At 46.9% G+C, this 25,523-nt stretch carries 23 protein-coding genes; 17 read left to right on the top strand and 6 right to left on the bottom strand.

All coding sequences use genetic code 11. The annotated features are described in order from the left end of the window. Positions 1–18: 18 nt before the first annotated feature. The 4 genes from C161_RS19780 to C161_RS19765 all read left to right on the top strand — a co-directional run bounded on the left by C161_RS19780 (position 19) and on the right by C161_RS19765 (position 5,732). A complete protein-coding gene (locus C161_RS19780; protein ID WP_036672188.1) occupies positions 19–933 on the top strand; it encodes an ABC transporter ATP-binding protein in 915 nt (304 codons plus the stop codon). Further along, entirely contained in the window at positions 930–1,646 is a 717-nt protein-coding gene (locus tag C161_RS19775) for an ABC transporter permease (protein ID WP_036672187.1), read from the top strand. The genes C161_RS19780 and C161_RS19775 overlap by 4 nt, the downstream gene beginning before the upstream one ends. Position 1,647: 1 nt before the next feature. Continuing rightward, on the top strand, positions 1,648–2,382 hold the full coding sequence (locus tag C161_RS19770) for an ABC transporter permease (protein ID WP_036672186.1): 735 nt from the start codon (positions 1,648–1,650) through the stop codon (positions 2,380–2,382). Between the two features lie 641 nt (positions 2,383–3,023). Further along, the gene (locus C161_RS19765; RefSeq protein ID WP_036672185.1) at positions 3,024–5,732 is read left to right on the top strand and encodes a PAS domain S-box protein; all 2,709 of its coding nucleotides are present in this window, start codon (positions 3,024–3,026) and stop codon (positions 5,730–5,732) included. A 164-nt stretch (positions 5,733–5,896) separates the two neighbouring features. On the opposite strand, the gene C161_RS19760 is transcribed toward C161_RS19765, so the two are convergent. Next, positions 5,897–6,850, bottom strand: coding sequence for an L-lactate dehydrogenase (locus tag C161_RS19760; protein ID WP_036607494.1), 954 nt, complete (start codon positions 6,848–6,850; stop codon positions 5,897–5,899). Between the two features lie 547 nt (positions 6,851–7,397). On the opposite strand from C161_RS19760, the gene C161_RS19755 reads away from it, so the two are divergent. The 5 genes from C161_RS19755 to C161_RS19735 all read left to right on the top strand — a co-directional run bounded on the left by C161_RS19755 (position 7,398) and on the right by C161_RS19735 (position 12,004). Next, the gene (locus C161_RS19755) at positions 7,398–8,084 is read left to right on the top strand and encodes a hypothetical protein (protein WP_051447040.1); all 687 of its coding nucleotides are present in this window, start codon (positions 7,398–7,400) and stop codon (positions 8,082–8,084) included. 105 nt (positions 8,085–8,189) lie between these two features. Further along, positions 8,190–9,041: a serine/threonine protein kinase gene (locus tag C161_RS19750; RefSeq protein ID WP_235193866.1), complete on the top strand. Its 852-nt coding sequence runs from the start codon at positions 8,190–8,192 to the stop codon at positions 9,039–9,041. Positions 9,042–9,201: 160 nt separating this feature from the next. Continuing rightward, positions 9,202–9,450: a hypothetical protein gene (locus C161_RS19745; protein ID WP_036672183.1), complete on the top strand. Its 249-nt coding sequence runs from the start codon at positions 9,202–9,204 to the stop codon at positions 9,448–9,450. A 619-nt stretch (positions 9,451–10,069) separates the two neighbouring features. Further along, complete coding sequence (gene map, locus C161_RS19740) at positions 10,070–10,816, top strand: type I methionyl aminopeptidase (RefSeq protein ID WP_036607489.1); 747 nt, start codon at positions 10,070–10,072, stop codon at positions 10,814–10,816. Positions 10,817–10,990: 174 nt separating this feature from the next. Further along, positions 10,991–12,004, top strand: coding sequence for an NADP-dependent oxidoreductase (locus C161_RS19735; RefSeq protein WP_036607487.1), 1,014 nt, complete (start codon positions 10,991–10,993; stop codon positions 12,002–12,004). 119 nt (positions 12,005–12,123) lie between these two features. Here C161_RS19735 and C161_RS19730 read toward each other — a convergent pair whose 3' ends face one another. Continuing rightward, entirely contained in the window at positions 12,124–12,609 is a 486-nt protein-coding gene (locus C161_RS19730) for a CcdC family protein (protein WP_036607484.1), read from the bottom strand. Positions 12,610–12,826: 217 nt separating this feature from the next. On the opposite strand from C161_RS19730, the gene C161_RS19725 reads away from it, so the two are divergent. From C161_RS19725 to C161_RS19715, 3 genes are read left to right on the top strand one after another with little or no spacing between them, the layout of a single operon-like run. Continuing rightward, the gene (locus C161_RS19725; RefSeq protein ID WP_036672182.1) at positions 12,827–13,981 is read left to right on the top strand and encodes a HEAT repeat domain-containing protein; all 1,155 of its coding nucleotides are present in this window, start codon (positions 12,827–12,829) and stop codon (positions 13,979–13,981) included. Further along, the gene (locus tag C161_RS19720; RefSeq protein WP_051447038.1) at positions 13,962–15,404 is read left to right on the top strand and encodes a glycosyltransferase family 2 protein; all 1,443 of its coding nucleotides are present in this window, start codon (positions 13,962–13,964) and stop codon (positions 15,402–15,404) included. Before C161_RS19725 ends, C161_RS19720 begins: the two co-directional genes overlap by 20 nt. 54 nt (positions 15,405–15,458) lie before the next feature. Next, positions 15,459–16,589 carry a hypothetical protein gene (locus C161_RS19715; RefSeq protein WP_036607479.1) on the top strand — a complete coding sequence of 377 codons (1,131 nt, stop codon included), beginning with the start codon at positions 15,459–15,461 and terminating at the stop codon, positions 16,587–16,589. A gap of 1,060 nt (positions 16,590–17,649) precedes the next feature. Here the strand turns inward: C161_RS19715 and C161_RS19710 are convergent. Together C161_RS19710 and C161_RS19705 are read right to left on the bottom strand one after the other, a co-directional pair. Beyond that, positions 17,650–18,222: a TetR/AcrR family transcriptional regulator gene (locus tag C161_RS19710; protein ID WP_036672181.1), complete on the bottom strand. Its 573-nt coding sequence runs from the start codon at positions 18,220–18,222 to the stop codon at positions 17,650–17,652. Further along, a complete protein-coding gene (locus C161_RS19705) occupies positions 18,219–18,950 on the bottom strand; it encodes an MBL fold metallo-hydrolase (protein ID WP_036672180.1) in 732 nt (243 codons plus the stop codon). The genes C161_RS19710 and C161_RS19705 overlap by 4 nt, the downstream gene beginning before the upstream one ends. Positions 18,951–19,380: 430 nt before the next feature. Here C161_RS19705 and C161_RS19700 point away from each other — a divergent pair, with 430 nt between their 5' ends. The 3 genes from C161_RS19700 to C161_RS19695 all read left to right on the top strand — a co-directional run bounded on the left by C161_RS19700 (position 19,381) and on the right by C161_RS19695 (position 20,734). Continuing rightward, on the top strand, positions 19,381–19,845 hold the full coding sequence (locus C161_RS19700) for an RrF2 family transcriptional regulator (RefSeq protein WP_051449822.1): 465 nt from the start codon (positions 19,381–19,383) through the stop codon (positions 19,843–19,845). A 65-nt stretch (positions 19,846–19,910) separates the two neighbouring features. Then, positions 19,911–20,042, top strand: coding sequence for a hypothetical protein (locus tag C161_RS33355; protein WP_268745231.1), 132 nt, complete (start codon positions 19,911–19,913; stop codon positions 20,040–20,042). Between the two features lie 65 nt (positions 20,043–20,107). Beyond that, on the top strand, positions 20,108–20,734 hold the full coding sequence (locus C161_RS19695; RefSeq protein ID WP_036607468.1) for a nitroreductase family protein: 627 nt from the start codon (positions 20,108–20,110) through the stop codon (positions 20,732–20,734). 115 nt (positions 20,735–20,849) lie between these two features. Here C161_RS19695 and C161_RS19690 read toward each other — a convergent pair whose 3' ends face one another. Together C161_RS19690 and C161_RS19685 are read right to left on the bottom strand one after the other, a co-directional pair. Then, a complete protein-coding gene (locus tag C161_RS19690) occupies positions 20,850–21,533 on the bottom strand; it encodes an S-layer homology domain-containing protein (RefSeq protein ID WP_036672178.1) in 684 nt (227 codons plus the stop codon). 145 nt (positions 21,534–21,678) lie between these two features. Continuing rightward, positions 21,679–22,539: an AraC family transcriptional regulator gene (locus C161_RS19685; RefSeq protein WP_051449821.1), complete on the bottom strand. Its 861-nt coding sequence runs from the start codon at positions 22,537–22,539 to the stop codon at positions 21,679–21,681. A gap of 235 nt (positions 22,540–22,774) precedes the next feature. On the opposite strand from C161_RS19685, the gene C161_RS19680 reads away from it, so the two are divergent. Then, positions 22,775–23,830 (top strand): lactonase family protein, encoded by a 1,056-nt coding sequence (locus C161_RS19680; RefSeq protein ID WP_036672175.1) that lies wholly within the window; start codon positions 22,775–22,777, stop codon positions 23,828–23,830. Positions 23,831–24,024: 194 nt separating this feature from the next. Next, positions 24,025–25,392: a helix-turn-helix domain-containing protein gene (locus C161_RS19675; protein WP_083677579.1), complete on the top strand. Its 1,368-nt coding sequence runs from the start codon at positions 24,025–24,027 to the stop codon at positions 25,390–25,392. Positions 25,393–25,523: the final 131 nt, after the last annotated feature.

The raw sequence follows: 25,523 nt of genomic DNA, 5'->3' as shown, positions 1-25,523 counted from the left end.
TTCTGAGGTGATCATACAGTGAGTGAAAATATTATTCAAACGGCTAATTTATGGAAAACATACCGGGACCGTGCAGCGGTCCGTGAACTTGATCTGCATATTAAAAAGGGAGATATCTACGGCTTCCTCGGTCCCAACGGCGCCGGCAAAACAACAACGATTCGCATGCTTCTCGGCTTGATTAAACCAACCAAAGGTGTGATCCGTGTCTTCGACAAGGATATCCGCAAGGATCGCATGGATATTTTGCGCCGTGTGGGTTCCTTGGTCGAATACCCGTCCTATTACGGCCATCTGAACGCAGTAGAGAATCTGGAAACTTTGCGCCGCATCATCAATGTACCTAAATCAAGAATTGCTGAAGTGCTGTCCATTGTAGATCTGACCAAGGATGCCAAACGTTCAGTGAAGGGGTATTCCCTTGGGATGAAGCAACGTCTGGGTATTGCCAGCGCTTTGCTGGGTGAACCAGAGCTGCTGATTCTGGACGAACCAACGAATGGGCTTGATCCTGCCGGTATTCAGGAGATTCGGGAACTGATCAAACGCATGCCGCTGGAACATGGCATTACCGTTCTGGTTTCCAGCCACTTGCTGAGTGAAGTCGAACAGATGGCAAGTCGTGTTGGTATTATCCGTGAAGGCAAGATGGTGCTTCAGGATACCATCGCAAGTCTGCATAGTCAGACGGGTAGCTCTATCCGATTAACGGTTTCCGAGCCGGAAGAGGCTATGAAGCTGGCGAGAGAACAGGGCCAATTTGGTCAGCAACAAGGTTCTGCATTAACTTTTCCTTATATGGATAACAGTTCAGTGGCACTGCTTGTGCGCCGATTAATTGAGCAGGATCATGATGTGTATCGTGTAGAGGAACAGCGTCAGTCGCTGGAAGATCTGTTCATGCGGGTCATTGGCGAGGGGGCTTCCATATGACCGGGCGTGCATTATCGTCAGACTGGCTCAAGATTCGGGGGAAAGGGATCTGGTTTCTTGTCTTTCTGGCCCCTCTTGGATTGACAGCGATGCAGGCGCTTAATTTTGGCTTACGGCTGGACTATCTGAAAGAGCAGTATGCAGATAACCTGTGGGGCGGATTATTGGGCAATGTGGTTGTCTTTGTGCCCTTGTCTCTGATGCTGGGAGCAACCATTCTCAGCTCCATGATCGCTAATGTTGAGCATGAACAGGGATCGTGGAAACAGTTGCTCGCGATGCCCATTCCCAGACCAGCCGTGTATTTAGCCAAGTTCCTGCTTGCTTGTGTGCTGCTGGTGATCTCCTGCCTGCTCTTAACCGCAGGCATTGTAGGTCTGGGTCTGATCCTCGGATTCCATGCCAGCGAAATACCTTGGACACATGCGATCAAGCTGGGTCTATTGCCTTTGGCTGGTGCACTTCCGGTGTTGTCACTGGAGTTGTGGCTCACGATGGTTAACAAAAATCAGGCGCTTCCCGTCACCCTGGGCATCGTTCTCGCGATAACGGGTATGTTCTCACTCAGTATCTCACCAATCTTTCCGCTCGCATGGGCACAGATGGCCTGGAATGGGCCTAATCCATACCTGTATGCAGGCATGGGGGCAGGTCTAGGGTTATTAATCCTGTTGCTGGGTATGATGCATTTTAGCCGGAAGGATGTGGCCTGATATGAGCTTTGCGACAACGTACTTCCGAATCTTGTCCGCTGAACGATTGAAAATGAGCAAATCGCCCATATGGCTCCTGATTCTGCTGAGTCCACTCATTGCGCTGCTCATCGGACTGTTGTCCACGCCATCGGGCAATTGGCAGGTATTGATGACCACGATGGTTTTCCTGCACGGATTGTTATTGTTACCGATGCTGACTGGTGTGTTTACGTCCTTTGTCTGCCGTTTCGAACATGCAGGTGGAGGGTGGAAGCAGATGCTGGTTTTACCGCTCACACGTTCAGGCGTATATGCAGGTAAACTGACGATTGTGCTCATGCTTCTGGCGGGTACACAAGTATTATTGCTGATGTCCATTCTGCTGGCAGGCATGTTTCACGGCATTACGATGCCAGTACCTTGGGGATTCTTGGTAGGTAAACTGCTGCTTGGCTTGCTGGCCTGTATACCCCTGGCTGCCCTGCAGATGTTCGTTTCATTGGTGTGGAGCAGCTTTGCCGCACCGCTCGCACTGAATTTTGCATTGACCATACCGAATATTCTCATTGTAAACTCGGCGACATATGGGCCGTATTATCCATGGGCACAACCGATGATTCTGATGACACCCGTGGACGGCGCAGGTTTCGGAGCCTACAATGTTCCACTGATCACAATGCTGGCGGTTGTTGGAGGCAGTGCTGTTATTTTCATTGGAATCGGCATGATGTATTTTGCGAAAAAAGAAATCTGAATAATCTGTTACACCCTTGGTTATCGTAGATCCAAATCCTCTTTAAGCAAAACATGCAAGCTCTATTGTATGTAGGCTTCAGGAGGATTTTTTCTAATGTCTGACCACCCATCATGAATGATTAGCTCGCTAACGAACCTGAGGAGTCTTAATCAAGGATTTGAAGTGATCTCAGCAATCTAAGGAACCTGAGACATGTTATATCCAATGAAACAACCGTTTGCAGCGTATATGACAGGAGATTATGGGGATTAACGTGTCTGATGTTCCTTAAAATATAAAAAGAGCACATGGACGCCAAATAAGATGTCCTGGGTTCTTTAGAAAATCGTTTAGCCATCCGCCAGAATCGGCTGACTTGGACTTGAACTTCAAGCTTGTTAGAGGCTTAATTTGATCTTTGTATAAAATGTCTGCCTTTGCAGGCACCTCCTAAGTAAATCAAAATTCCAAGTATTACCTCACACATCGTGTGAATTGAATCATAGATTGCAAGCAAAATGAGACGAGAATCTGGTAAAATAAAAAAAGCTGTTTCTAGGCAGGCTTACATGGTTATTCGAGGGTAGGCCCATTTTTGTAAGGGATAATTAATCCCTGCTGTTAGATGAAGATATTGGCTGAGAAAAGAGGGGTAAGCCTTGGATATTAATAAAACGGAAACCCTGAAGCGCATTATTTCTGAGGGAAGTTCTTACCAATCACTGTTTTTTAACCATCCGGATGCCATTTATGTAATGGACATCCATGGAAACTATATTGATGCTAATCCCTCGGTAGAGCGGATATCTGGGTATACACTGGATGACTTGATTCGTATGAATCAGAGTGAGATCTGTCCTCCGGACAGTGAAAATTCACGCAAACAATACATTAAAGAGGTACTGGCTGGACGTTCAGTCAGTAATCCCATTACTTTTTATCATAAAGATGGTTCCCTGAAACAGGCAGAGATAACGTATGTGCCTATAACGGAGGGAAAAGAAGTTGTAGGAATCTATGGCATTGCCAAAGATGTTACCGATATCCTGGAAGTGCAACGTGAGCTTAAGGAGGCACAGGAGAAATATCAGGTGCTGGCTGACCATGCACAAGATCTGATTACAACTTGTGCTACGGATGGCGAGTTGTTATACGTTTCCCCTTCCGTGTACACCTTACTGGGTTATAGGCCGGAGGAAGTCATAGGAAAGTCCTTCAAAGATTATTGTTATTCGGGAGATTATCCGGACCCTATGGATCTTTCCAAGATCGGCAATGGTTGCAAGATGCGTGTGTTGCACAAGAAGGGACATTATATCTGGATGGAGACATTGGCGAAACCTGTGGCTGGAGAGCGTGGCAAGAGTGTCCAGATTGTAAGCATCAGCAGGGATATCACCCAGCATAAGGATGCGGAAAGACGTCTTCGGGAAAGCCGTCAGCGATACAGATCGTTGTTCGAACATAACCCGGCAGCTGTGTATTCATTGAATCTGGAAGGTAAATACAGCGCAGTGAACAGCAAACTGGTGCAAATGTTGGATATTCCGCGTAATAAGCTTATTGGCCAATCTTTTTTATCCAATCTGGATAAATGCGAAGTGCAACATGGCAAACATTATTTTGACATGGTGAAGCAAGGCGAACCGCAATATTATGAGACCCGAGTCGTTAATTCAAGTGGTCGGAAGATTGAAGTATCTGTTACGAATGTGCCCATTATTGTGGATAAGGAAATGGTGGGCGTCTATGGGATCGTGTCCGATATTACCGAGCGCAAGGAATACACGGAACGGATTCAGGAGCTCAGCAAGCAACATGAGCTGATTCTCAACACGGTTACAGAAGGAATATTTGGTTTGGATGCGGATGGAATCACCATGTTTATGAATCCAGCAGCAGCTTCGATGTTCGGTTATGAGGCGAAAGAATTCATTGGCAAAAACTCACATCCCATCATCCATCACACCCGTGCAGACGGAAGTCATTTGCCACAAGAAGAATGCCCGATCCACATGACCGTGTTGGATGGACAGATACGTTCAATCAAGGAAGATGTGTTCTGGCGTAAAGATGGCAGCAGCTTTCTGGTGCAGTATCAGGTGACGCCGATTATTGAACAGGGACAGATTCAGGGCGCGGTGGTTGTATTTAATGATGTGACTGGCGAACGTGAAATTGTACGTGCCAAAGAGACAGCTGAGCTGGCAGCTCAGGCCAAGTCGGAATTTCTGTCGATGGTTAGCCATGAGATCCGGACACCGATGAACGGGATCGTGGGGATGACAGAATTGTTGATCGGTACCGATTTATCGGAAGAACAGCGTGAATATGCCGAGATTATTCGAGACAGCGGTGATGCTCTGCTGAACATCCTTAATGATATTTTGGACTTCAGTAAGCTGGAATCCGGGAAAATGGCACTGGCTTATGAACCATTTGCATTACGCAAGATGCTGGAACAGGTTGCCGAACTGTTTAAACCGCTTGCAGATGAGAAACATCTGGAGATCAGATATCGTCTCAATCCGAGCATCCCTGAGTTCATGGTCGGTGACGCCATACGTATCCGGCAGATTCTGGTGAACTTGGTTGGCAATGCGCTCAAGTTCACAGATCAGGGAAGCATTGAGGTTGCCGTGGATATTATCAAGGGCAGAAAGCCTGAAGACAGTGTTCTTGATTTTGCGGTACAAGATACGGGAATTGGCATCCCCGCTGACAAGCTGGATCAGTTGTTTCAGTCCTTCTCTCAACTACACCCGGTGATTAACCGGAAGTATGGTGGTACCGGATTGGGACTGGTCATTTCCAAGCGACTCGTGGAGATCATGGGAGGCAGTATTAGTGTCGAGAGCATAGAAGGGGAAGGCTCAACCTTCCGGTTTGCTGTTCCTGCGGCGAGTGTAGATGCTTCAGCAGAGCAGACAGCAAGTCAGTTCCATCATGATCGCACACGTCAGAGTGACAAGGTCGCCATGCGTATTCTGGTGGCGGAGGATCATCCGGTGAACCGGAAGATTTTACGAGAATATCTGGAGAAGCTCGGATACCACGCAGATGTATGTACTAATGGTGTGGAAGCAATTGATGCCATCTCTCAGAATGCTTATGATATTGTCCTGATGGATATTCATATGCCTGTGATGGATGGACTGAAGGCGACAGACCTTTTACACCGCCTAATTCCACAGGATCGCATACCTCCAATCATCGCAGTTACAGGCAATGCCAAACGTGAAGATAAGGAAGCTTGTCTGGAGATTGGTATGCGTGACTTCATTAGCAAACCGGTTATGCTGAGTGAGTTGAAGCGGGTGTTACAACAGTGGGGGCCAAGGGACGAACCTCAACTTGCACCAAATTGAACAACTACTCAAATCAATTATGAAATTGATTCATCTGGCTGTGAAAAATAATAAACGCAAACATGCCAATAAGACTCCTCGCATGGAGTGTTATTGGCATGTTTGCGTTGGCAGGCTTTTGAAGTTGAGCTGAAGCATACAAAGTGGAGTTGTATACGAATGGCTTATACCAATGTCAGACGATTGATGTTACCAGATAGGATTTCACAGGAATTGTTGAATTTCTCACGTTCCGTTGCATCCAGATTCAATTCGATAATCTCTTGAATACCATTGCCACCGATGATTGCAGGAACACCGACGCATACGTTATGTTGCTCGTACTCTCCGTCCAGAATAGCCGATACGGCGATGATCTTGTGTTCGTCATTGAGGATGGAACGAGTGATATGCGCGAGGGCATTGCCGATTCCGAATTGGGTAGAACCTTTACGGGTAAAGATTTCCCAGCCGGCATCCTTTGTTTTGCGTGCAATATCCTCCAGATCCAGATGTTTGAAGCGCTCCTTGTGCTGATCCATGATATGCATAATCGGTTTGCCACCGATGGTCACATGCGACCAGGCCACGAACTGTGATTCTCCATGCTCCCCGAGAGCATAACCATGCACACTGCGTGGATCGATGGAGAAGACTTCAGACAGCAGTGTTTTGAGTCGTGAAGAATCAATGGACGTGCCTGTACCGATGACGTGTTCGCGCGGGAGGCCGGATAATTTCCATACCATATAAGTTACTATGTCAACCGGATTAGCAGCGACGACAAAAATCCCGTTAAATCCACTGTTCATGATCGGGACCACGATGTCTTTGGCAATCGACTCTGCTTCCTCCAGAATATCCAGCCGTGTTTGTCCTGGCTTGGGATTCGCCCCGGCAGTTAAGATAATCACATCCATATTGCCACAATCGGCGTACGTGCCTGCATATACCTTAGTGCGGTTATGTGTGAAGTCCATACAATGGGAAAAATCCAGTGCCTGTGCTACAGCACGGTCATACGTCCGGTCCACCATCATAATTTCCCTGCATATAGATTGATTAATCATGGAATACGCACAACTCGAACCGACAAGACCCGCCCCGATCACCGCTACTTTGCCTGATTTGCCTAACACTGCCGTTCAGCCCCCATTTAGATTGATATTTATCCGTTACTAATGTGTCCTATGTTAAGTATAGTCCTTTATTTTATGCTGGAATCCACTTCTACGTTACATAAGATAACACATGGAAAAGCTGTACAGCAATGATATCCGCTATCGCGGGAGCGTATTGGAGTAAAGGAGTTAACAAAATTGACATGAATAATTCATAATCATATGATTTGACGGCGTTTGCACCTGTGTCATTCGACATGACGGCATTCATGTTCGTTGTCGGATTGGGGGTTATTTGTGCGGATCATATACCTGACAAAACTTCTTAGGAATCCGCAGAAACAGAACAAAACCGCCAAAGGGATCTGCCGAGAAGCTGACGAATACATACGGACAAGCAAAAGATAAGCATACTTGATCCATGAGACAGGTTGCCCCGATCCGATGACGGTTCCAAAAAAAGGAACGCTGAAGCCATAATGTTTTTATCCAAGAATCAATTTCATAACTCACTAAAGGTATTATGAAATTGATTCCCAAAAGACTTCATTCCGGGAGGGAATTAATGATGATTGAAGAAGCGGGAGCAACGACGGAAACGGCCAAGAGCCTGGGCATAGGTGCAAGTACTCTTCGTAAATATGCGGCGGCACTGGAAGAACAGGGATACCGGTTCGAACGGTCAGCCAACAAATCCAGACTATTTAAGTCCGACGACATCGAGTGCATTGAACGCCTGATGACTGAACTCAGAGAGCATAATCTACCCCTGGCTGATGCTGTGGTGACTGTATTGGCTCCAGAAGTACCTGTAGCTGTAGTAGAAGTAGATGTCCCGGTGGTGGGAATTGAAGGTCTGTCAGAGACGGAATGTGCAGCGACAGTCATGTCATCTGTACTCCCTCAAGAACCTGAAATAATGGGTAATCTGAGATCCTATGAAGGTCTGGGGCAACTGGTAAGTGAGGTGACTTATGGTGCCGTGGAACAACAACAGGATGATCGGGTACAGCTGCTGCAACAGCGGGTCGATGAACTGGAGCTGACCCTTCAGCATCTGGCTGATACACATATGGCTCTTCAGGAACAGATGGAAAAACAGCGTCTATGGATGAACGAGAAGCTGGAAGAGGAGCGGGATCGTGAACTCGTAACCAATCTGCGCAGTTTTCAGGGAAGAAAACGCAAACCCAAAGGAGTATCCCTGCGTATGTTGTTCGGGTTCCTGCCCAAGAAGCATAAGGAAGCTTGAGCAACAGGCATTTACCCATCGTGATTTTGCATTATGGGCCTGATATAATAAGCTCCATACAACATGAAGACTGGCAACGAACTGCTCAGTATAGATAAAGACTGAGTGGATCAGGAAGCTGGCGTGGGAGGATCTGTGGAGCTGCGACGAAGTTGGCAAAGATTGCTTGGACTATGGACGGATCGTCCTCGGCGGGAAGGCACGACCATTGCTGAGCGTTATACAATACAGGAATTGCTGGGTATGGGGAGTTATGGGCTGACATACCTGTGTACAGATGACCAGAACGGCAGGGAAGTGGCATTGAAGGAGTCCAAGCCTAGCAAGGGCAGACTCTCTGCGCACCTGTTGGAGCGGGAGGCGGACGTGATGAGACGTCTGCATCATCCAGCGATCCCTGATCTATTGGATGTATTCACATCCGGGAGACGAAGTTATATCGTTACCGAGTATATTCGTGGACAGACGCTGGAAGATTGCATATTTGAGCAAGGTCTTCGATATACGGAGCGGGAATGTGTGGAATTGGCAGGTCAACTGCTGGCTCCAGTGGCTCATGTGCATGAGCAGGGATATATTCATGGAGATGTGCGGATTCCCAATGTTATTTTACGTGAAGGGACGGTGCATCTGATTGACTTTGGCCTGGCGAGACGCTTGGGGGAGCCGTTGTTGCCGGAGCTAAAGCGACGTATGCGTGAAGTCCCTGAGCCTGAAGATGAACCGGCTACACCGGATCATGATTTGCAGGATATCGGCCACTTTCTTCTCTTTATGCTGTATTCGGCTTATGAGCCAGAGAAGGGCCGTGAACCCGCCAGTTGGCAGGAGGAACTGAAGCTTACGCCGGAATTGCACCAGATGCTGGAGCGACTCCTTGGACTCCGTCCAGGTTATGAGGGTGGAGCGACGGAGTTACAGGCAGAAATTGAGAATGTGTTGCTGAAATTACAATGAATAAGCTCTATAGGCGGACCTATATTTGTTATCCGTGACCTCTTCGTATTATATCTTCAGGGGTCTTTTTCCTTTTTGCTGAAAATGCAAAACGTATCAAAACAGTGGGTTAAATGATATAATGGATAACAATTACACGTTGAAGGAGGCGATTCATCTTATGCTTAAAAAACTGGAAGGCGATCATGCCGAATTATTCAAAACATGGTTTCATAGCAAAAAAGACACCATTGTGGATATTGAAGGTAAGCATTATTTAATCAAGCCGCTGGAAAACGTGGTTCAGGAAGAAATAGAAAGTGATCTGGAGCTCAAAGCTTTAATTATGCAAGCCAAAAAAGATATTTCTTCGGGTAGGGTCTACTCTACAGATGATATAATTGACGCAATTGAAAAAGGGAATTTATAGATGTTGATCCAGTGGACACCTTCAGCAAGACAGGCTCTCGCTTACTCAGCAAAATTGATACATACTTATATAGAAACAATAAAGGGGTGTTCTGTTAGCCGTGTGTATGGCTAGCGAACACCCCTTTATTACATATTCATTTATTGTAGGGTCCAATAAGCTGGTGTGATCATTACTCTTTAAAAGCAGTCGTGAAAGCCGCTTAGCTGGAGCTATATTTCCTGCTTTTGTAATACCCGGAGCCACTACGGCTATCCCGGTATTTCACATCTGAAGAAGAATAGCGCTTGTAGGAACGCTTGCCTGAGGAGCTGCTGTGACGTTTATATGAGCGCCTGTCTGAGGAGCTATGACGTTTGCGGTGAGATGAAGATTTGGAATCGATAAGTTTGCCGATAATCTTTTTGAACATGAGCTTTCACCCTTTCGACTTCAACTGTTTTAAGCATATACGTGGCTAGATCAGAAGGGGTTTCGAGTTTTTCATGGATAATTGTATTCATTGGACAGGAGCTTGGCGTATAATAGGATGTTGCTGATTGCGCGGAATTTTTTATTTTGAGCGTTTAGCGTTACAATAGAGGACAGGATAAGATTTTAACGGACAGGAGCAGTTGTTATGATTACAATAAAGACCAAAGAACAGATTGAATATATGAAAAAAGCCGGAGAAATTCTCGCCGCATGCCATAGAGAAATTGCCAAAATGATTCGTCCAGGCATTACGACACAGGAGATCGACCAGTTTGCAGAAGCTTTTATGAAGAAAAATGGCGCTACGCCGGAACAAAAGGGATATAACGGGTACCAATATGCGACATGTGCGTCGGTTAATGATGTGATCTGTCACGGGTTTCCGGGAAAATATGCACTGAAAGACGGCGATATCGTTACAATCGACATGGTCGTTAATCTGAATGGCTGGCTGGCGGATTCGGCTTGGTCATATGCCGTAGGTGAAGTGACTCCGGAAGCACAACATCTGCTGGATGTAACCAAAAACTCTCTGTACAAAGGCATTGAACTTGCCGTGGTGGGCAACCGGATCGGAGATATCTCCAATGCGATTCAAGTGTATGCAGAAGGTGAAGGCCTATCGGTTGTACGTGAGTTTATCGGACACGGCATTGGTGAGAAGATGCATGAGGAACCACAAGTGCCTCACTACGGTCCGCCTCATCGGGGTCCGCGTCTCAAGGAAGGCATGGTTATTACGATCGAACCGATGCTGAATATTGGTACGTTCCGAAGTAAGCTGGATTCAGATGGATGGACTGCTCGTACTTTGGATGGAAGTCTGTCTGCCCAGTATGAACATACGATTGCGATTACGGCGGATGGTCCAGTGATTTTGACAGCACAATAATAGCCAAAAGCAGCTACAATGTGACGATATTTGCATATTTCAAGGCGGCCCACGTTTGTGAACCGCCTGTTTCGGTTTAAACTATTAAGAAGTGATAACACAGAGCCAGTGGTAAGTGATCTCAGCTGACAAGGGTTAACCTTGCGTCCACTTGGCAACAAGGAGGTAATTTTGGTGTCTTTAAATAAACAGATCGTACTTGCTTCTCGTCCCGAAGGTGCCCCATCCAGAGAGAATTTCAAATTCATTGATGCACCTCTTCCTGAACCGGAAGCTGGGCAAGTCCTGGTACGTACATTATATTTGTCGGTTGATCCATACATGCGGGGCCGCATGAAAGATACAAAATCCTATGCTGCACCGTACGCGTTAAATGAAGTGATCAAGGGTGGAGCCATTGGACAGGTTGTGGAATCTTCGGAACCGAATCTGCGCAAAGGTGACCTCGTATCCGGTATGTGGGGCTGGCAGCAATATGCCGCAGTGAATACGGCTGATCTTTCGCTAATTGATACCGAAGAAGCACCAATCACGGCTTACCTGGGTGCGCTGGGCCTGACGGGTCTGACGGCTTATTTTGGTATGGAGGATATCGGCAAACCGAAGGACGGCGAAACGGTTGTTGTATCGGGAGCAGCCGGAGCGGTAGGCATGATTGCAGGTCAGATTGGTAAAATTGTGGGAGCACGCGTGGTTGGTATTGCAGGTTCTGATGAGAAATGCGCTTATTTGAAAGAAAAGCTGGGCTTCGATGTGGTGTTGAACTACAAGAAGGAGCAGGATATGTCAGCGGCCATTGAACGGGCTTGCCCGGACGGTGTAGATGTCTACTTTGACAATGTGGGCGGGGACATCTCGGATGCAGTCTTGCGCCACATCAATCGGAATGCACGTATTCCGTTATGCGGTCAGATCTCGTCCTATAATCTGGAGAAGCCGGATATCGGGATGCGACCACAGACGCTGCTGTTAACAAATACAGCATTAATGAAAGGTTTCCTGCTGGGTGACTATACGAAATCCTTCAAGGAAGGCCGCGCCAAGTTGGCGAAATGGATCAAGGAAGGTCATATCCAGTATGAAGAAAACATTGTGGACGGGTTCGAACAGACGCCGGAAGCATTTATGGGTCTTTTCTCGGGAGATAATCTGGGCAAGCAACTGGTTAAGGTTGCAGATCCTGAATAGATATTGAATGGTTTACATGTACAATTAGGTTGAAAACGAAAAGACACGTTCTGCACACCGAGGGGGCAGCAGAACGTGTCTTTTTTATCTGTAAATCTATGCGTGGTCTATGTAGGTGACTAGTGTTCGGCGACCAGCACTTCTTTGTAGTGTTTGTACATATATACACGCCAGCGTACAATCATGCCAAAAGCCAGCAGGAAGAACAATCCGCCTGTTTGCGGAATACTTACATATCGCTGAATGACTTCATGCAGGATCAGGCGTACGGCCAGCAATCCAAGCAAGATAAATGCAAAGCTGCGAGAACGTGTGGCAAAAATTTCTTCACCTACTCGTTCAAACCGTGTACTGCGAATGAGGGGATAGGAGAAGAGGAACCAGCCCACCAAAAACGCAAAGAATGCCCAGAGTAGAGGAACATGTGTTGCTGGTACAACAAACATGAGAAATCCTGTGCTCATGCCGAGCGGAGGAATAAGGATTTTACGAATGGTCACCGGTCTGTGACTGGCTTTCATGCGGATGAAGATGGCAAGCAGTGCCATGACAAGCATGCCCACGGTTGCTCCGATTTGCAGGTAGTACGGACTGATTTGAGCCACGTAGAACTCCCTCTTTCTGGAATAATATGTTATCCGGAGATCCGGAACCCAATACGAATTGCCGGAATTTTCAGTTCCTATTATATCACAAACGCAGAAAGCCGATAGAAAGCTTAGTGTATCATATACCCGATATGTATTCACAGGGTGTATTTGAAAATTTTGTATTATTGTGCCCGTTGTAAGGCCGTTTATTCGATTAAGGGGAAATCATGCAATGATTGGACAACAATGGATGTATATCAAGCTTATCGGCTCACATCATAGAGGGTGGCTTGCAGGTAATACAGATTGGTTAGTACATGTGGTCAGCCTCATATGTGCAAGTGTACTAGCTTTTTTGCTGGTTATCTACAGTTACATCTTATGGATGAAATATAGCAGTAGACGCAGGGAAAAGGTTAAGACGGTACTGATGCAGGAATTACATTCCGAAGATTCGGTGTTACAGCAGTATCTGGGCCAAGGAGAAGTGAAAGCTGACTTAATGAATATGAGTGGAGATCAACAGAGTGTTTTGCAGCAGCTGTTATTGCAACGGCTTGCTCAAGGTCCGGAAGAGCACGAGACTCTGCGAATTCGTCTGTTATCCTGGCAAGTCTTTGGAAGTTCATACCGGTCGGTTCTGAAGACGGGAAAGTGGAGTGAACGGGTCAACACGTTGTTATATATTGAACAGTTTCATATGATAGAGCTTCTGCCCAGGTTAGAGGATATGTTGCGGGTTACTTCCTGTACGCCGCTTGAACGCTTCATCATATTGCGCATATATGCCAGAACCGGTTATTTCAGAATCGTGAAGGAATTGATGCGTGAGCAATATGTATGGTCCGATACGCAGTATCTGCAGATTCTGCTGTTGCTTACCGATTCATCCTGGACTCGTATGAAGGATCATTTTAAGGATGTACCTTACCAGGTCCAGTCTAATATCGTCCATGCCATTCGTATTCGGGATGACCAGACGGAGGGTGCCGTTGTTCTACTGGAGAAGCTCATTCTTGGAGAGGATGCGTTGCTGCGTACCCATGCTTATCAGGCATTGGCTCAAGTGAGCAGAGGTCGCGAAGAATTGCTGAAGGGGCTATTGCTGGTATGGAACGAATCTGGTGAGGAGAGGCAACGCTCTGAAAGACTAACAGTGACCCAGCTTATGGGTACTGTTCATGCGGATGCTTTTATTCCTAGACTGAAGGTAATGATGGGTGATCCTTCTTTTCAGATCCGACAGGAAGCGGCGAACTCTCTTGCCCGGTACGAGCAGGGACTTGAAGAGCTCCGGGATACGGCTGTAAACCATCCGGATAAATATGCAAGGCAGATAGCGGAGGAAACGCTGGAAAGGATGCAGTATGGACGAAAGATGGATTGAGATGCTGCGGAGTTTTGTTTTGGCATGTTACGAGGGGATATTTATCTATCTGGTGTTAGCGATTGTGACGTGTAGTGTTCTGGTCGTTGCTGCCGCTCGCACATTGATCCGCCAGAGGGATCTGGACCCGCTGCAATATCATGAGATGTTGGATGAAGAACTGGCTCCTGCGGTATCCCTGCTTGTTCCGGTGCGGAATAGCGAGGATACGATCGTACAGCGAATCAGCTGTCTGTTGGATATTCAGTATGCACGTTATGAGGTTATTATCATTAATGATGGATCAGAGGATGAGACCATGCGGCGTCTAAAAGAAACCTATGATCTGATGCCCATTCGGAGTAAAGTTCATTATTCGGGACTCGGTCAGGAGACGGCTCAGATTAAATGTGTCTACCAATCCAGATTACATCATCGTCTGGTTGTGATCGACAAGGCTTATGGGGGACGAATGGACTCCCTGAATGCCGGTCTGAATATCTCGCAATATCCTTATATCGCCTCTGTTGGACCCAGGACAGTTCTGGAACGGGATGCATTGGTGAAGATTATGAAGCCCGTTATGGATGCTCTCCCAGGAGAAGAGGTCGTTGCTTGTAGTGGACGAGTAGATCTCATGGCCTCCAGAAATACGAATCAAACGGATTTAACCGACAACGGCGCAAGAAGGACGGGCAGTACGTTGTTTGTAATGCAGACCATTGAATACGTGCGTGCTTTTCTGATTAGCGGTGTGGGCCTTGTTCGTTATAATATTAATGTGCTTTTATTTACGTCTGAAGTATTCGGTATATTCAAAAAGAACCGGGTGTTGGAAGTTGGAGGTTACAAGCGCGATGACCAGGTCGCTCACATGGAACTGGTGATGCGGTTACAGAAACATATGAAGCAGATTCGGGAACGTGGCCGTATTATATATATTCCCGATCCGATCTGCAGGGTAGAAGTACCCGGTACATGGCATCAGCTGTGCAGACAGCGTATCGGTTGGCACATGCAGCTTGCAAGCAGTCTATGGACTCAGCGGAGCATGATCTTCAATCCGGCCTATGGCTGGATGGGGATGGTATCCATCCCGTATTTTATTTTGATCGAATTGTTGGGGCCTGTGTTGGAACTGGGAGCGATCGTGCTGTTCATTGCAGGCATAGGGCTACAGTGGGTGGATATTAACCTATGCATCATTCTCGTTCTGCTACTGACCCTCTATGGTTCCTTGTTGTCCGCAAGTGTGGTGATGTTCGAAATATGGTGTTCACGCAAGGTATATACGTCCCGAGAGGTGACACGTCTGCTGTTGTATGCATGTACGGAGACGTTCTGGTTCAGACCGCTGAATAACATATCCCGTATATATGGCATGTTGCAGGCTATGGGATTGCGGAAGGCAGAGGAAAAGGACAGCAGACATGGATTAGGGTAATCTAACGATCGATCCTGACAATACCTTGGAACAGAGCAAGGAGGAATACGCTTCATGAAAAAAAGTTACAGGCCAGCCACGATGTGGACGTTGGCTTGTTTTACAGTGGTATCGGTGGTGCTGGTTGTCCCATGGATTATGTGGCAATCCCAGGCCCCGGTTTCACTGAACATCATGATTATTGACAAGAGCAGACCGGACTTGTCCTATCAGGGGCACAAGGGGTTGGTTTGGCTTCTGAATCAACAGAAGATTGTACAGCACACAGGGGAATACTACTCGTATGAAGAGGATTATTACGGTTATGATCTTCAGAACGGGCTTCCACGGATGAAGCAACTGCTGCCTGATGAGGTGACAGATACGGATCTGATCTATCTGACGGCGAATCGGAGTAGTCTGTCTGCACACAAGAGTGAAGGGAAACAAGGCGGAATCTATGAAGGATTAACGATATATGATGTGCAGAAAATCCGCGAGGCTGCGTATAAAGGGGTAACGATTGTTGCCGAATACAGTGCATTGGCAAATACGGCTTCCAAGATGACAAGAGAGCAACTATACCCCATCTTGGGTGTGGACAGCAGTGGATGGCAAGGGAAATCGGTATCTAATCTGCAAAGTATAGAAGAAGTACCCCGTTGGATTCGGACGAACTATGAGCAACAAGAGAAGAAGAAATGGTCTTATCACGGAGCGGGTATGCTGCTGATCCATATGGATGGACAGGTCATGGTACTGGCGAAAGGTCCGGATGTGAAGACAGGCAATATACAGATTGCATTTACACCGGAAGGCAGTGATTGGAGCGGCATAACCCAGGATATACATTATAGTGGCTGGTTCGATATCATTGTGCCGCAAGAGAAGAACTCCATACTGGCCTGGTATAAGACGGATCTGACGGAGACAGGTGAGCAGAAGCTGGTGGATGCAGGAATTCCTGCGGAATTTGCTGCACTGGTCCGGTACGACGACTATAATCGGTCGTATTACATGGCAGGGTCCTTTGGAGAGATGAAGCATTATTCCTTCTGGCGCCGAATCCGTGGATGGGAGGTCGTCCGGTCCAAGCTTACGCCAGATCAGAAAGATATTCCGGACATGTTCTACTGGAAAGTGTACGTGCCCGTGATGAAGCATATTTTGAATGAAGTGCAGGATGGACGGCAGCAATGGCCATAGATAGATTATCGAGAACCGTTTCGATGGAAAAAGGGAAGCCAAAGTCCATTCCACCTTGCGAGAGGAACGGGAGATGTACATATTAGAGAAGTGCGTAGATGTGAAAGGCAAAAGTGCGGTTGAGAGACAAGGCGGATCAAGTAAGGATCAGATGGCCAGGTGAAATGGGACTGGGACTGGGTAGATCGAATATGTTTCAGACTCTTACCGCCCTGAACAATGGGAGTTGTAGCTAGATCCAAAACAAAAATTGTCCCGCTGCGGCGTACATGTAGTGAGATCTATTAAATGATTCGTATTAGGACACGTATTAAAATAAGTACTAAAGTGTGCATCACGACCAGGGTAAGCTCCGTATCTAGAATCGCCCCAATGTGTGTACTGAACTGTAGCGTGATCTATACATGAATACTAATAAAGCATGTACTACCATGTGCATTACGAGCAAGGTAAGATCCTTATCTAGTCATGTACCCGCATCCGCTTGATCAACGCAATTTGGAGCATGAACGCTCCGTATTTAGCTCCATAACACAATGTGTGTCTGGACGTGTGCCGCTATGGCAATGTGATTTGAAGCACCGTACGTAGCACGTTCTAACGAACTCAGCACATCTTATTGGGCCTAAATTGGCACGTTGGTAAATGTAACGAATCACAGACACGTTAAATGACGGAATATACTCGTTATTCCTGTCCCGCAGCCAGTTTTCTGCGAAATAGGACGTGTGGAGTTCGTTAGTTGTTGTTATTCGCTCTAATTGCCGTTATAGCGTGTCCTCGGTTCGTTAGATTTTGGTCAGAGGGCACCGATCATGGCATCGTGCAACCGAGGCGCCACTTTTCTCTGTATTAAATGAAATTGTAAAGAAAGAAATTATAAAGAACACAAGCGGATGAAAGATGAATTCAAAGTGGATGTTAATGTGTTAGAAGTCTTTGGCGCAACTATAACATTATTACTGTCAAAATCTATCTATGGGATGTACCCAGTACACGGCAATGTAAAAAGGACTGCAGATCCTCTGCAGTCCTTTTTCATGATGCAATGCGTGCCTTACTAGTCCTGGTGAAGATGCCGGAGTCCGTGGAGGAAGGCGGATACGGTCAGACGCAGACTTTCGTCCGGATCAAAGTCCATGCCGAAGCCGCCCTGTGCCTCAATGGAGGCAAATCCATGGCAGAGGCTGCGCAAACCACGAACGGCATGCAATGCTTCCGCTTCGGTTAAGGGGTAGGGCTGCAAGCTGTGCAGCAGCAACTCCAGCGTGGCTGTGCTGGCCGCGGCGAGCTGTGGCTCCTCGCGGGTCGGGGCATGAAATGAGGCTTCGTAGAGCCCGGGGTGCTCGCGAACGAAGCCAATGTATGCCGCAGCGATGGCCTGAATGGCATCATCGCCAGTGCGGTCAGCGATAGCCGCGGTTAATGCGCGGCTAAGCTGTTGTACGGACATCAGCGCCATTTCCTGGCGAAGCCCGGGAAGTCCGCTGATGTGGTTGTAGAGCGACGGCGAGCGCACATCCAGCCGCTGTGCCAACGCGGCGAGTGTCAGCGCCTGAAAGCCGTCGCTGTCAGCAAGCTGGGTGGCGGCGCTGAGCAGAGCGCCGCGATCCAGCCCTTGCCGGGGGCTCATAGTTGCCCCCCGGCAAGATCAAACCGCTGCTGTGCATCAGCGGTTGCCGCGCGCATGGCGGCCGCGGGCTGGCGCAGCATCCGTCCGTGGCCTACAGCCAGCACGGACGGTTCCAGCTCCGCCAGGCGCTTCGCGCTGGCCAGAGCCGCTTCGCGGTTCCACGTCGCCAGCGCGGGGAACGGGAAGAGCGGGCGCACGCGGCCGGATACGGCAAGGCCGCCTTGCAGTTGGTACGCGTCGCCAGCGATGAGCACGCGGCTGCGCGTATCCATGAAGGACATATGCCCCGGCGTATGTCCTGGTGAGGCAACGGCGACCAGTGAACCAATCTGGTTACCGTCATCCAGCAAGTGGTTTGGCTGGGTGCGCACCGCTTTGGGCTTAGGCACGCCGCCGCGTACCGGGGTTTGTGGCTCACCGGGAAGAAGGGAAGTATCACCCGCCAATAGCCGGGCATCCCGTCTGGAGATGAAGACCTCGGCTTGGGGCAGTGCCTCTGTGAGACGATCCAACGCACCAATATGGTCGCTATGCGCGTGAGTCAGAATGATCTTGGTAATGGGTTTTCCAAGGGACTGGGCAGTTGCCAAAATCCCCTTAAGACTGACCGGTATTCCGGCATCAATCAGGGTTAAACCATCTTCCTCTTCAACCAGGTATACGTTCACAGGGAAGAGTCTTGGGAAAAACGTAACTTGAACGACATCAAATTCTCGGGTAATACGCATCGTTAAACCCTCCTTAAAACTAATGGTATTAGTATAATAACTAATGGTATTAGTTTTAGCAATACCTGTTGTTCATTTTATTTAAATAAAAAAAATTTAAAATAATGATGCACTTTACAAAAAAAGCGTTTTCAAATTGGAGATTACCGATTATAATAATCACGTAAGCCCTTTCATATGTCTATCTTATTGGAGCCCTTCGCGTAGCGGAAGGCTCACTTTTTTGTTCTTTTTGGATTAAAATGAAGACGGGATGTTAATCCTAGCTTAATTGTGTGGATGAGCTGTAAGTATTGGTATAACAGGAAAAATCACGTTTGATCTCCATGCTGGGTGAAAGTTGACAAACATAACTGTTATTCATATAATGACAGTTATACTTACCTTGAGTTGGAGTTCATCGGTGTTGTAAGCCGGGAAGGAGTAAGTTATGAACAGTGAATTTACCATAGCGGTGCATTGTCTTGTTTTTCTGTCGATGAGAGATGAGTGTATGGCCAATAGTGAAGATTTGTCCCAGAGTGTGGGTACACACCCGGCCAGAGTCCGTAAGGTACTTAGTGTTCTGCGCAAGCATGGTTACCTGACGACCAAGGAAGGTGCTCATGGTGGGTACTTGCTTAGCCGTCCGAGTGAAGAGATCAAGCTTGGAGAATTGTACAGACTGGTAGCTGGTGGTTCACTCGGTCCCAACTGGTGCTCAGGGGAGTCCGGTTCATCGTGCGTGGTATCTTCCAATATGCAGGATGTGATGGGGAACATATATAACGGAGGCGAAGAGGCGCTCAGCGCTTATTTTGACCGTATATCCATTCAGGATGTGAAAGAGCGCATAGGTCATGGGGAAGCGATAACCCTGTCGCTGAATGGATTATCTGCAAAGGAGAAGTCCTGACGGAGTCCACAACGAATGGTCCTTCATGACATGGCCTTGGTTTAGTCAGGCATGGTGGACAAGTTATGGCATTGGCGTGTGCTCCGGTGAAAGATCCATTGATGTTCTCAGGCGATTCCGGGCATAACGTGAACACAGATGGGGAGAGATCGTCTGCGCTGATGTTATTTTCGGAAGGAAAATCCCTGGTAGAGTAAACTTCGAGATCACCTTGCGAAAGTAAAAGAAGTATAAACAAACTAGATTCTGGGGAGTGGAACACATGTCAGGCATTGAAAAAAATGAAACACTTCGCGTCATTAGCGAACGCCATGCTGTCAAAAAGTACGAAAAAGGGTTTGAATTGCCTGAAGCTGATCTCAATGCGATTCTGACAGCAGCTGCGGAAGCACCATCTTCATGGAACCTGCAACACTGGAGATTCCTCGTGATTGAATCCGAAGCAGACAAAGCGAAATTGCTGCCAGTTGCTTACGGTCAAAGTCAGATCGTGGAAAGTTCGGTTACGATTGCTGTTCTCGGAGATTTGGAAGCAAACCGTAACACCGTAATCTACGATCAAGCTGTTGAAGCAGGCGCACTGACTGCAGAGGTTCGTGACGCATTGGTTGGACAGATCAACGGTGCTTACCAAAGCCCGCAAATCGCTCGTGATGAAGCGATTCGCAATGCATCCTTTGCTTCCCAAAATATTATGATTGCTGCACGCTCCCTGGGTTACGATACATGTCCAATCGGTGGATATAATCCACAAAAACTGATGGAAACATTCAACATTCCTGCACGATTTGTGCCAACGTTGTTGATTACTGTAGGTAAAGCTGCACAGCCAGCTCGCCCGTCAGGACGTTTACCGTTGTCTGAGGTTGTTGTTAAAGGTTCTTTCTAAGTTAGAAAGTTAAATCTGATGATTGCATCAGTGATATAGGTATAATACAAACGGCCGCACTTTCCTGTTGAGGGAAGGTGCGGCTGTTTGGCATACTGCTTCCACCAAGGAAGTATTACTTCCCAGGTGTTTCCGGGATTTGTGGTGCATGGAACGATTCCATGTACTCGATTGCGTTATACATCATCACTGCTGCTTCGGCGCGAGTAATCGTTTGTTTGGGATTGAAGTTTCCGTCGGCATCCAATTCATTGATTTTGAGAACGAGTGAACGCTGAATGGCACCTTGATACTCTGGCGTCAGCTCCTGTTCGTCGGTAATGTCCACAGGTTTGATATTAATCATCGGCAGACCGCCTTTGGCTTCGATGCCTTGCATCAGGAACAGTGTGAATTGTTCACGAGTAAGCGGTTTGGACGGATCGATACCCTGTGACATCTGAATGCCATTATATTGTGCGCGGATAAATGCATCACTGTACCATACGCCATCTTTTACAGCAGAGAAGTAGTCACTTGGTACCGGCATTTTGATAAAACGAATCGTGTCCAGATTCAGATTCAGGCCGTCCGCAATCAGTTGAATGCCTTGAGCGGTATTTAACTCCAGTTCAGGTTTGAACAAGCTGTCACTCACACCTTTGATGAATCCATCTTTATGGAGAGATTCGATTTTGTTTGCTCCTGCGATACCTTGAATATCCGTGAATTGGGCCTGCGCAGCGTTGATCGGGCCTGCACTTAGAGACAGCGTGAGCAGAGCTCCCGCAGTTAATGTAGCAAGTATATTTTTTTTCATGATAGGTTCGCCTCACTTTTCCAGGGATGATCCCTTTATATAAAAGTTATTTGCCCCTATAGACGACCCTTCTGTTCAAAAGGTTGCTGGAATTTTCCAACTGAATTCATAATCATTCAGATAGGGCTAAGTAAAGGCATTGCCTCTAACCTTTGGATTTATTTCGATAATCTGTGGGTGAACGTCCCATCATTTTGCTGAACAGACGGGAGAAGTAGTAAGGGTCCTTGAATCCAAGCTCGGAGCTGATCTGCTTCACGGTCCAATCGGTAAAATCCAGATAGCGGCAGGAATGTTGAATCTTCAGCCGCAGGAAATAATCGATGGGCGAATGCCCCGTAGCTTGCTTGAATAACTGAGAGTAATGAGGGACAGACAGCCGCGCGTGAGCCGCCAGTTCCTTGAGGGTGATTCCATTCTCCAGGTGCTCCAGCATATATTGAACGGATTGTTCGGCCGCACGTTTGCTGCTCACGATCCCACCATCTGACCCTGTCGTCTCCGGTCCATAAGCGAGCATGCCCAGCATATAGCCAATAATCTGGGAGGCATACGTCATCGTCTGCATGGAGTAACCCGTCTCAAGTGCGCCGTAACATTCATGGAACAGCTCAAGCCATTTTTGAGCCTTGGCCGGTGGCATGGTAGTAATATGATGAGTTAACAAGGGTTCTATGTAGTCTAAAGCGTGTTCCCCACGCAGATGAATCCAGAAGATGCTCCATGGTTCAGCTGCGTTGGCTCCGTACACATGAGGGACATGTGCAGGTAATATAACGAGGTTTCCCGGGCTGACATCATAAGTCTTGCTGCCATCCATCGTATACCAGCCTGTGCCTTGGGCACAGTACATCAGAATGTGTGATTCACAACCATCGGGACGATCACGGTAATGATGCTCCGCCTCGTGAAAGTAACCGATATCGGTAACATATAATCCGGACGTGACCGGATAAGCTGCGGTTTCTTGCAGCAGGGAGTCCGGCAGCACAATGAGTTTTTGCATACGAAATCCGTCAGATTTACGCAGTAGGGGGGGTCTGTTGTTAGGTCTCATACTTTGTATTATGGTGAGAGGTGATAAGGGAGTCAATGCCAGATATGAGATCGCTCACCGGGGTTGTTCTCGATTTAGAAAGCCACGTTACAGGAAGTGAAGTAGTTGCCCGTGAATTGGGTAATTACATACCAGTGGGAAGAATCAGAACAGTGAATATACAAGATAAGGGAGAGATTTAGTTATGGAACCAGTCACAACACAGGAAACACTTTTCTATACAGGTACGTATGCGTCAGCGGATGAACCCGGAATATTCCTATGTGCGTTGAATGCGGATACAGGAGAGATGCGAATCGTCAATCACATGGATGGTGTGGATAATCCGTCTTATCTGGCGCTAAGCCCGGATGGAAACTGTCTGTATGTGGCGAGTGAAACGGACGAGGGAGAGGTGTTGGTCTATCGGAGAGATGCGGCAACAAGTGAGCTGCACCTGATGGATCGAAAACAGACCAGAGGGGCTTCTCCATGTTATGTGTCTGTCTCCAAGGATGGTCAGTGGGTGTTCTCATCCAACTATAGCAGCGGCAGTGTCAATGTATTCCCGGTTGGCGATCAGGGGACGCTTGGTGAGATGAGTGCATGGGTGGAGCACACGGGAAGTGGAATCAATGAAGAACGCCAGGAAGGGCCGCATGCACACTCCATTCAACCCGATCCGTCCGGGCAGTATGCTATCGTATGTGACCTCGGTCTGGATCAGATCATTGTGTATCGCTTGGAAGAGGGACGTCTGGTTACCCATCGTGAGATGGATCAGCCACCAGGCGCAGGGCCAAGGCATCTTGTGTTCCATCCCAACTCGAAGTGGGCATATGTGATCAACGAATTGGATAACACGGTTACGGCTTTCCTGTACGATGAGCGTAGAGGGGAGTTCACTACGGTACAGCACATTTCCACACTTCCAGAAGGGCATAAAGGAGAGGGTACAGCTGCAGACATCCGTGTATCTCCATGTGGACGTTTCCTGTATGCATCCAATCGGGGAGATGACAGCATCGTGCTCTATCATATTGATCAGGAGAGCGGTAAATTGGAAGCCGTAGAGTGGACGTCCACGATTGGGCAGACACCGCGTAACTTTAATATTTTGCCAGGTGGGATTCTGGTTGTGGCGAATCAGGACAGCAATAACCTCGTAGGTTTCCAGATCAGTGAAGAAGACGGACGTCTGACGCATAACGGGTTCAAGCTAGAACTGTCTCGTCCGGTATGTATTGCTCCTGTGGTATAAAAGTTGTCTATAAGCTGTGAAATCATGGAGAAACACATGGTTTTACAGCTTTTTTAGGCTTTTTAAGCGAGTAACTTGAAAATGGTGGATATTATAACATTTTTTATTGACCCTCGTTCGAACGTTCATTATGATCATAATATAGGGTGAAAAAAACCTGAAATCTGGATGTTACACGAAGGGTGGTGCTTTCCTTGGAACCTGCAAATTCAATTCGGGAGCAATTAACCCAGTTTATCGATAAGAACAGTATGACGCTCTCCCGATTCTCGGAAGTATCTGGCATTAATACAGGCACAGTTAGTCGTATTCTAAATGGGAATCGTCCCATATCCGTGAGTCAGTTGATTGCGATATCATCAGGAATGGGCGTGGCAGCGGATCATTTTTTTGCCGACTATGTGGAAGAATGTTTTGCTTATTCCGTATCCATGCGGCGGATCAGACCGTTTATTCTCCGAAGTGCGGAGTTGAATCGGCTGGACTGCATTGAACAGATTCTTTATCGGCTACTGGACGACCTGGATTATGCGACAGAACTATTTGAGATGGCTGAACAATTATTTGAACAAAATCAGCGGTCTGCGGCGGCATTGTTATATAAGAGTGTGAGTGAAGTTGAGAAATATCAGCATTCCGAACGGCTTGCGATGTGTCAGTATCGATTGTTTCTAATTGGACAAGGAGAGAACCTGGAGGAAAATCTAAGGTTGGCTATCTTGTTCGAGCCCTATGTTGACCGGTTGGATGAGGGGTACCAACTTGAAGCCTTCAAAGATCTAATCCATGCTTTTGGCTCGGTAAATAAATGGAGCGAAGTTAAAAATTTCGCTGACAAGATGTTACAGTTAGCCAAAATTCAATATAATACAATTAACATTTCGGAACGACAAAATCAGGAGTGGAAACTAACAGTACGGCCACTTTACTTTTATATACTATATGCTTGGTTGATTCAGTCGACGGTATTTGAGGAGCAGGGAGACTATGACAAAGCATTAGAACTTGTGGGGCTTTATGCAAGTGGACAGAGCTGGGTGCGGGAGGACGATGAGGAGTCTCGACGTGTGCTGAAGCAATTCGAAGAATGGGCAACGGCTAATAAGTATCTCTATCAGATGTTATCTGGGGATATAAATGTTGTTAAAAAATATGCAAATTACATCACACAATACCCGGATGAGATATTTTTGGCATTACGTTACATCATCCAGGCAGCGAATAAGTTTAACTGGAATATTGATGATATTTTAGAGCGTTTCTCGGATTACATTCCTTTACGTACATACAAGACAGAATTTGGACAATACAATTCTTCAATGATGGATCAAAATTATGCAAAACTTCTAGGGGAATTGGCGATATACTATTTAAACCACAATCGCGATGTTGCAATAAGTCGAATTTTAGAAGGATTGAACTTCTCTATCCAAAAAAATAATGATCTCAATTTCATTAAATATGTAATGGCTTTTCTTGAAAAAAGCTTTAGTAGTGAAAATTTTGAAGACAAGGAAAAGCTTAAATTACTAATTAATGAAATGCAGCGAATTAATGCTTAATAGAAGTACTTCAGTTCTGAATCTATTTAGCATTATGATTAAACTGTAATATACTTAACGCAGTCGAAGGAAAAATCCTTTGGCTTTTTTCCTTTACCACCATCCAATTACTAAATTAGACCTATAGATGG

Source organism: Paenibacillus sp. FSL R5-192, assembly GCF_000517845.1.
GTDB classification, from domain to species: Bacteria; Bacillota; Bacilli; order Paenibacillales; family Paenibacillaceae; genus Paenibacillus; species Paenibacillus amylolyticus.
Note: the sequence above shows the minus strand (reverse complement) of the source record. Positions and strands in the feature narration are given on the sequence as shown.

Excerpts from the sequence above, each read along its gene's own strand:
- C161_RS19775 (WP_036672187.1), top strand. The coding sequence starts at position 930 with ATGACCGGGCGTGCATTATCGTCAGACTGGCTCAAGATTCGGGGGAAA.
- C161_RS19770 (WP_036672186.1), top strand. The coding sequence starts at position 1,648 with ATGAGCTTTGCGACAACGTACTTCCGAATCTTGTCCGCTGAACGATTG.
- C161_RS19755 (WP_051447040.1), top strand. The coding sequence starts at position 7,398 with ATGATGATTGAAGAAGCGGGAGCAACGACGGAAACGGCCAAGAGCCTG.
- C161_RS19745 (WP_036672183.1), top strand. The coding sequence starts at position 9,202 with ATGCTTAAAAAACTGGAAGGCGATCATGCCGAATTATTCAAAACATGG.
- map (WP_036607489.1), top strand. The coding sequence starts at position 10,070 with ATGATTACAATAAAGACCAAAGAACAGATTGAATATATGAAAAAAGCC.
- C161_RS19725 (WP_036672182.1), top strand. The coding sequence starts at position 12,827 with ATGATTGGACAACAATGGATGTATATCAAGCTTATCGGCTCACATCAT.
- C161_RS19720 (WP_051447038.1), top strand. The coding sequence starts at position 13,962 with ATGGACGAAAGATGGATTGAGATGCTGCGGAGTTTTGTTTTGGCATGT.
- C161_RS19715 (WP_036607479.1), top strand. The coding sequence starts at position 15,459 with ATGAAAAAAAGTTACAGGCCAGCCACGATGTGGACGTTGGCTTGTTTT.
- C161_RS19710 (WP_036672181.1), bottom strand. The coding sequence starts at position 18,222 with ATGAGCCCCCGGCAAGGGCTGGATCGCGGCGCTCTGCTCAGCGCCGCC.
- C161_RS19705 (WP_036672180.1), bottom strand. The coding sequence starts at position 18,950 with ATGCGTATTACCCGAGAATTTGATGTCGTTCAAGTTACGTTTTTCCCA.
- C161_RS19700 (WP_051449822.1), top strand. The coding sequence starts at position 19,381 with ATGAACAGTGAATTTACCATAGCGGTGCATTGTCTTGTTTTTCTGTCG.
- C161_RS33355 (WP_268745231.1), top strand. The coding sequence starts at position 19,911 with ATGGCATTGGCGTGTGCTCCGGTGAAAGATCCATTGATGTTCTCAGGC.
- C161_RS19695 (WP_036607468.1), top strand. The coding sequence starts at position 20,108 with ATGTCAGGCATTGAAAAAAATGAAACACTTCGCGTCATTAGCGAACGC.
- C161_RS19690 (WP_036672178.1), bottom strand. The coding sequence starts at position 21,533 with ATGAAAAAAAATATACTTGCTACATTAACTGCGGGAGCTCTGCTCACG.
- C161_RS19685 (WP_051449821.1), bottom strand. The coding sequence starts at position 22,539 with ATGCAAAAACTCATTGTGCTGCCGGACTCCCTGCTGCAAGAAACCGCA.
- C161_RS19680 (WP_036672175.1), top strand. The coding sequence starts at position 22,775 with ATGGAACCAGTCACAACACAGGAAACACTTTTCTATACAGGTACGTAT.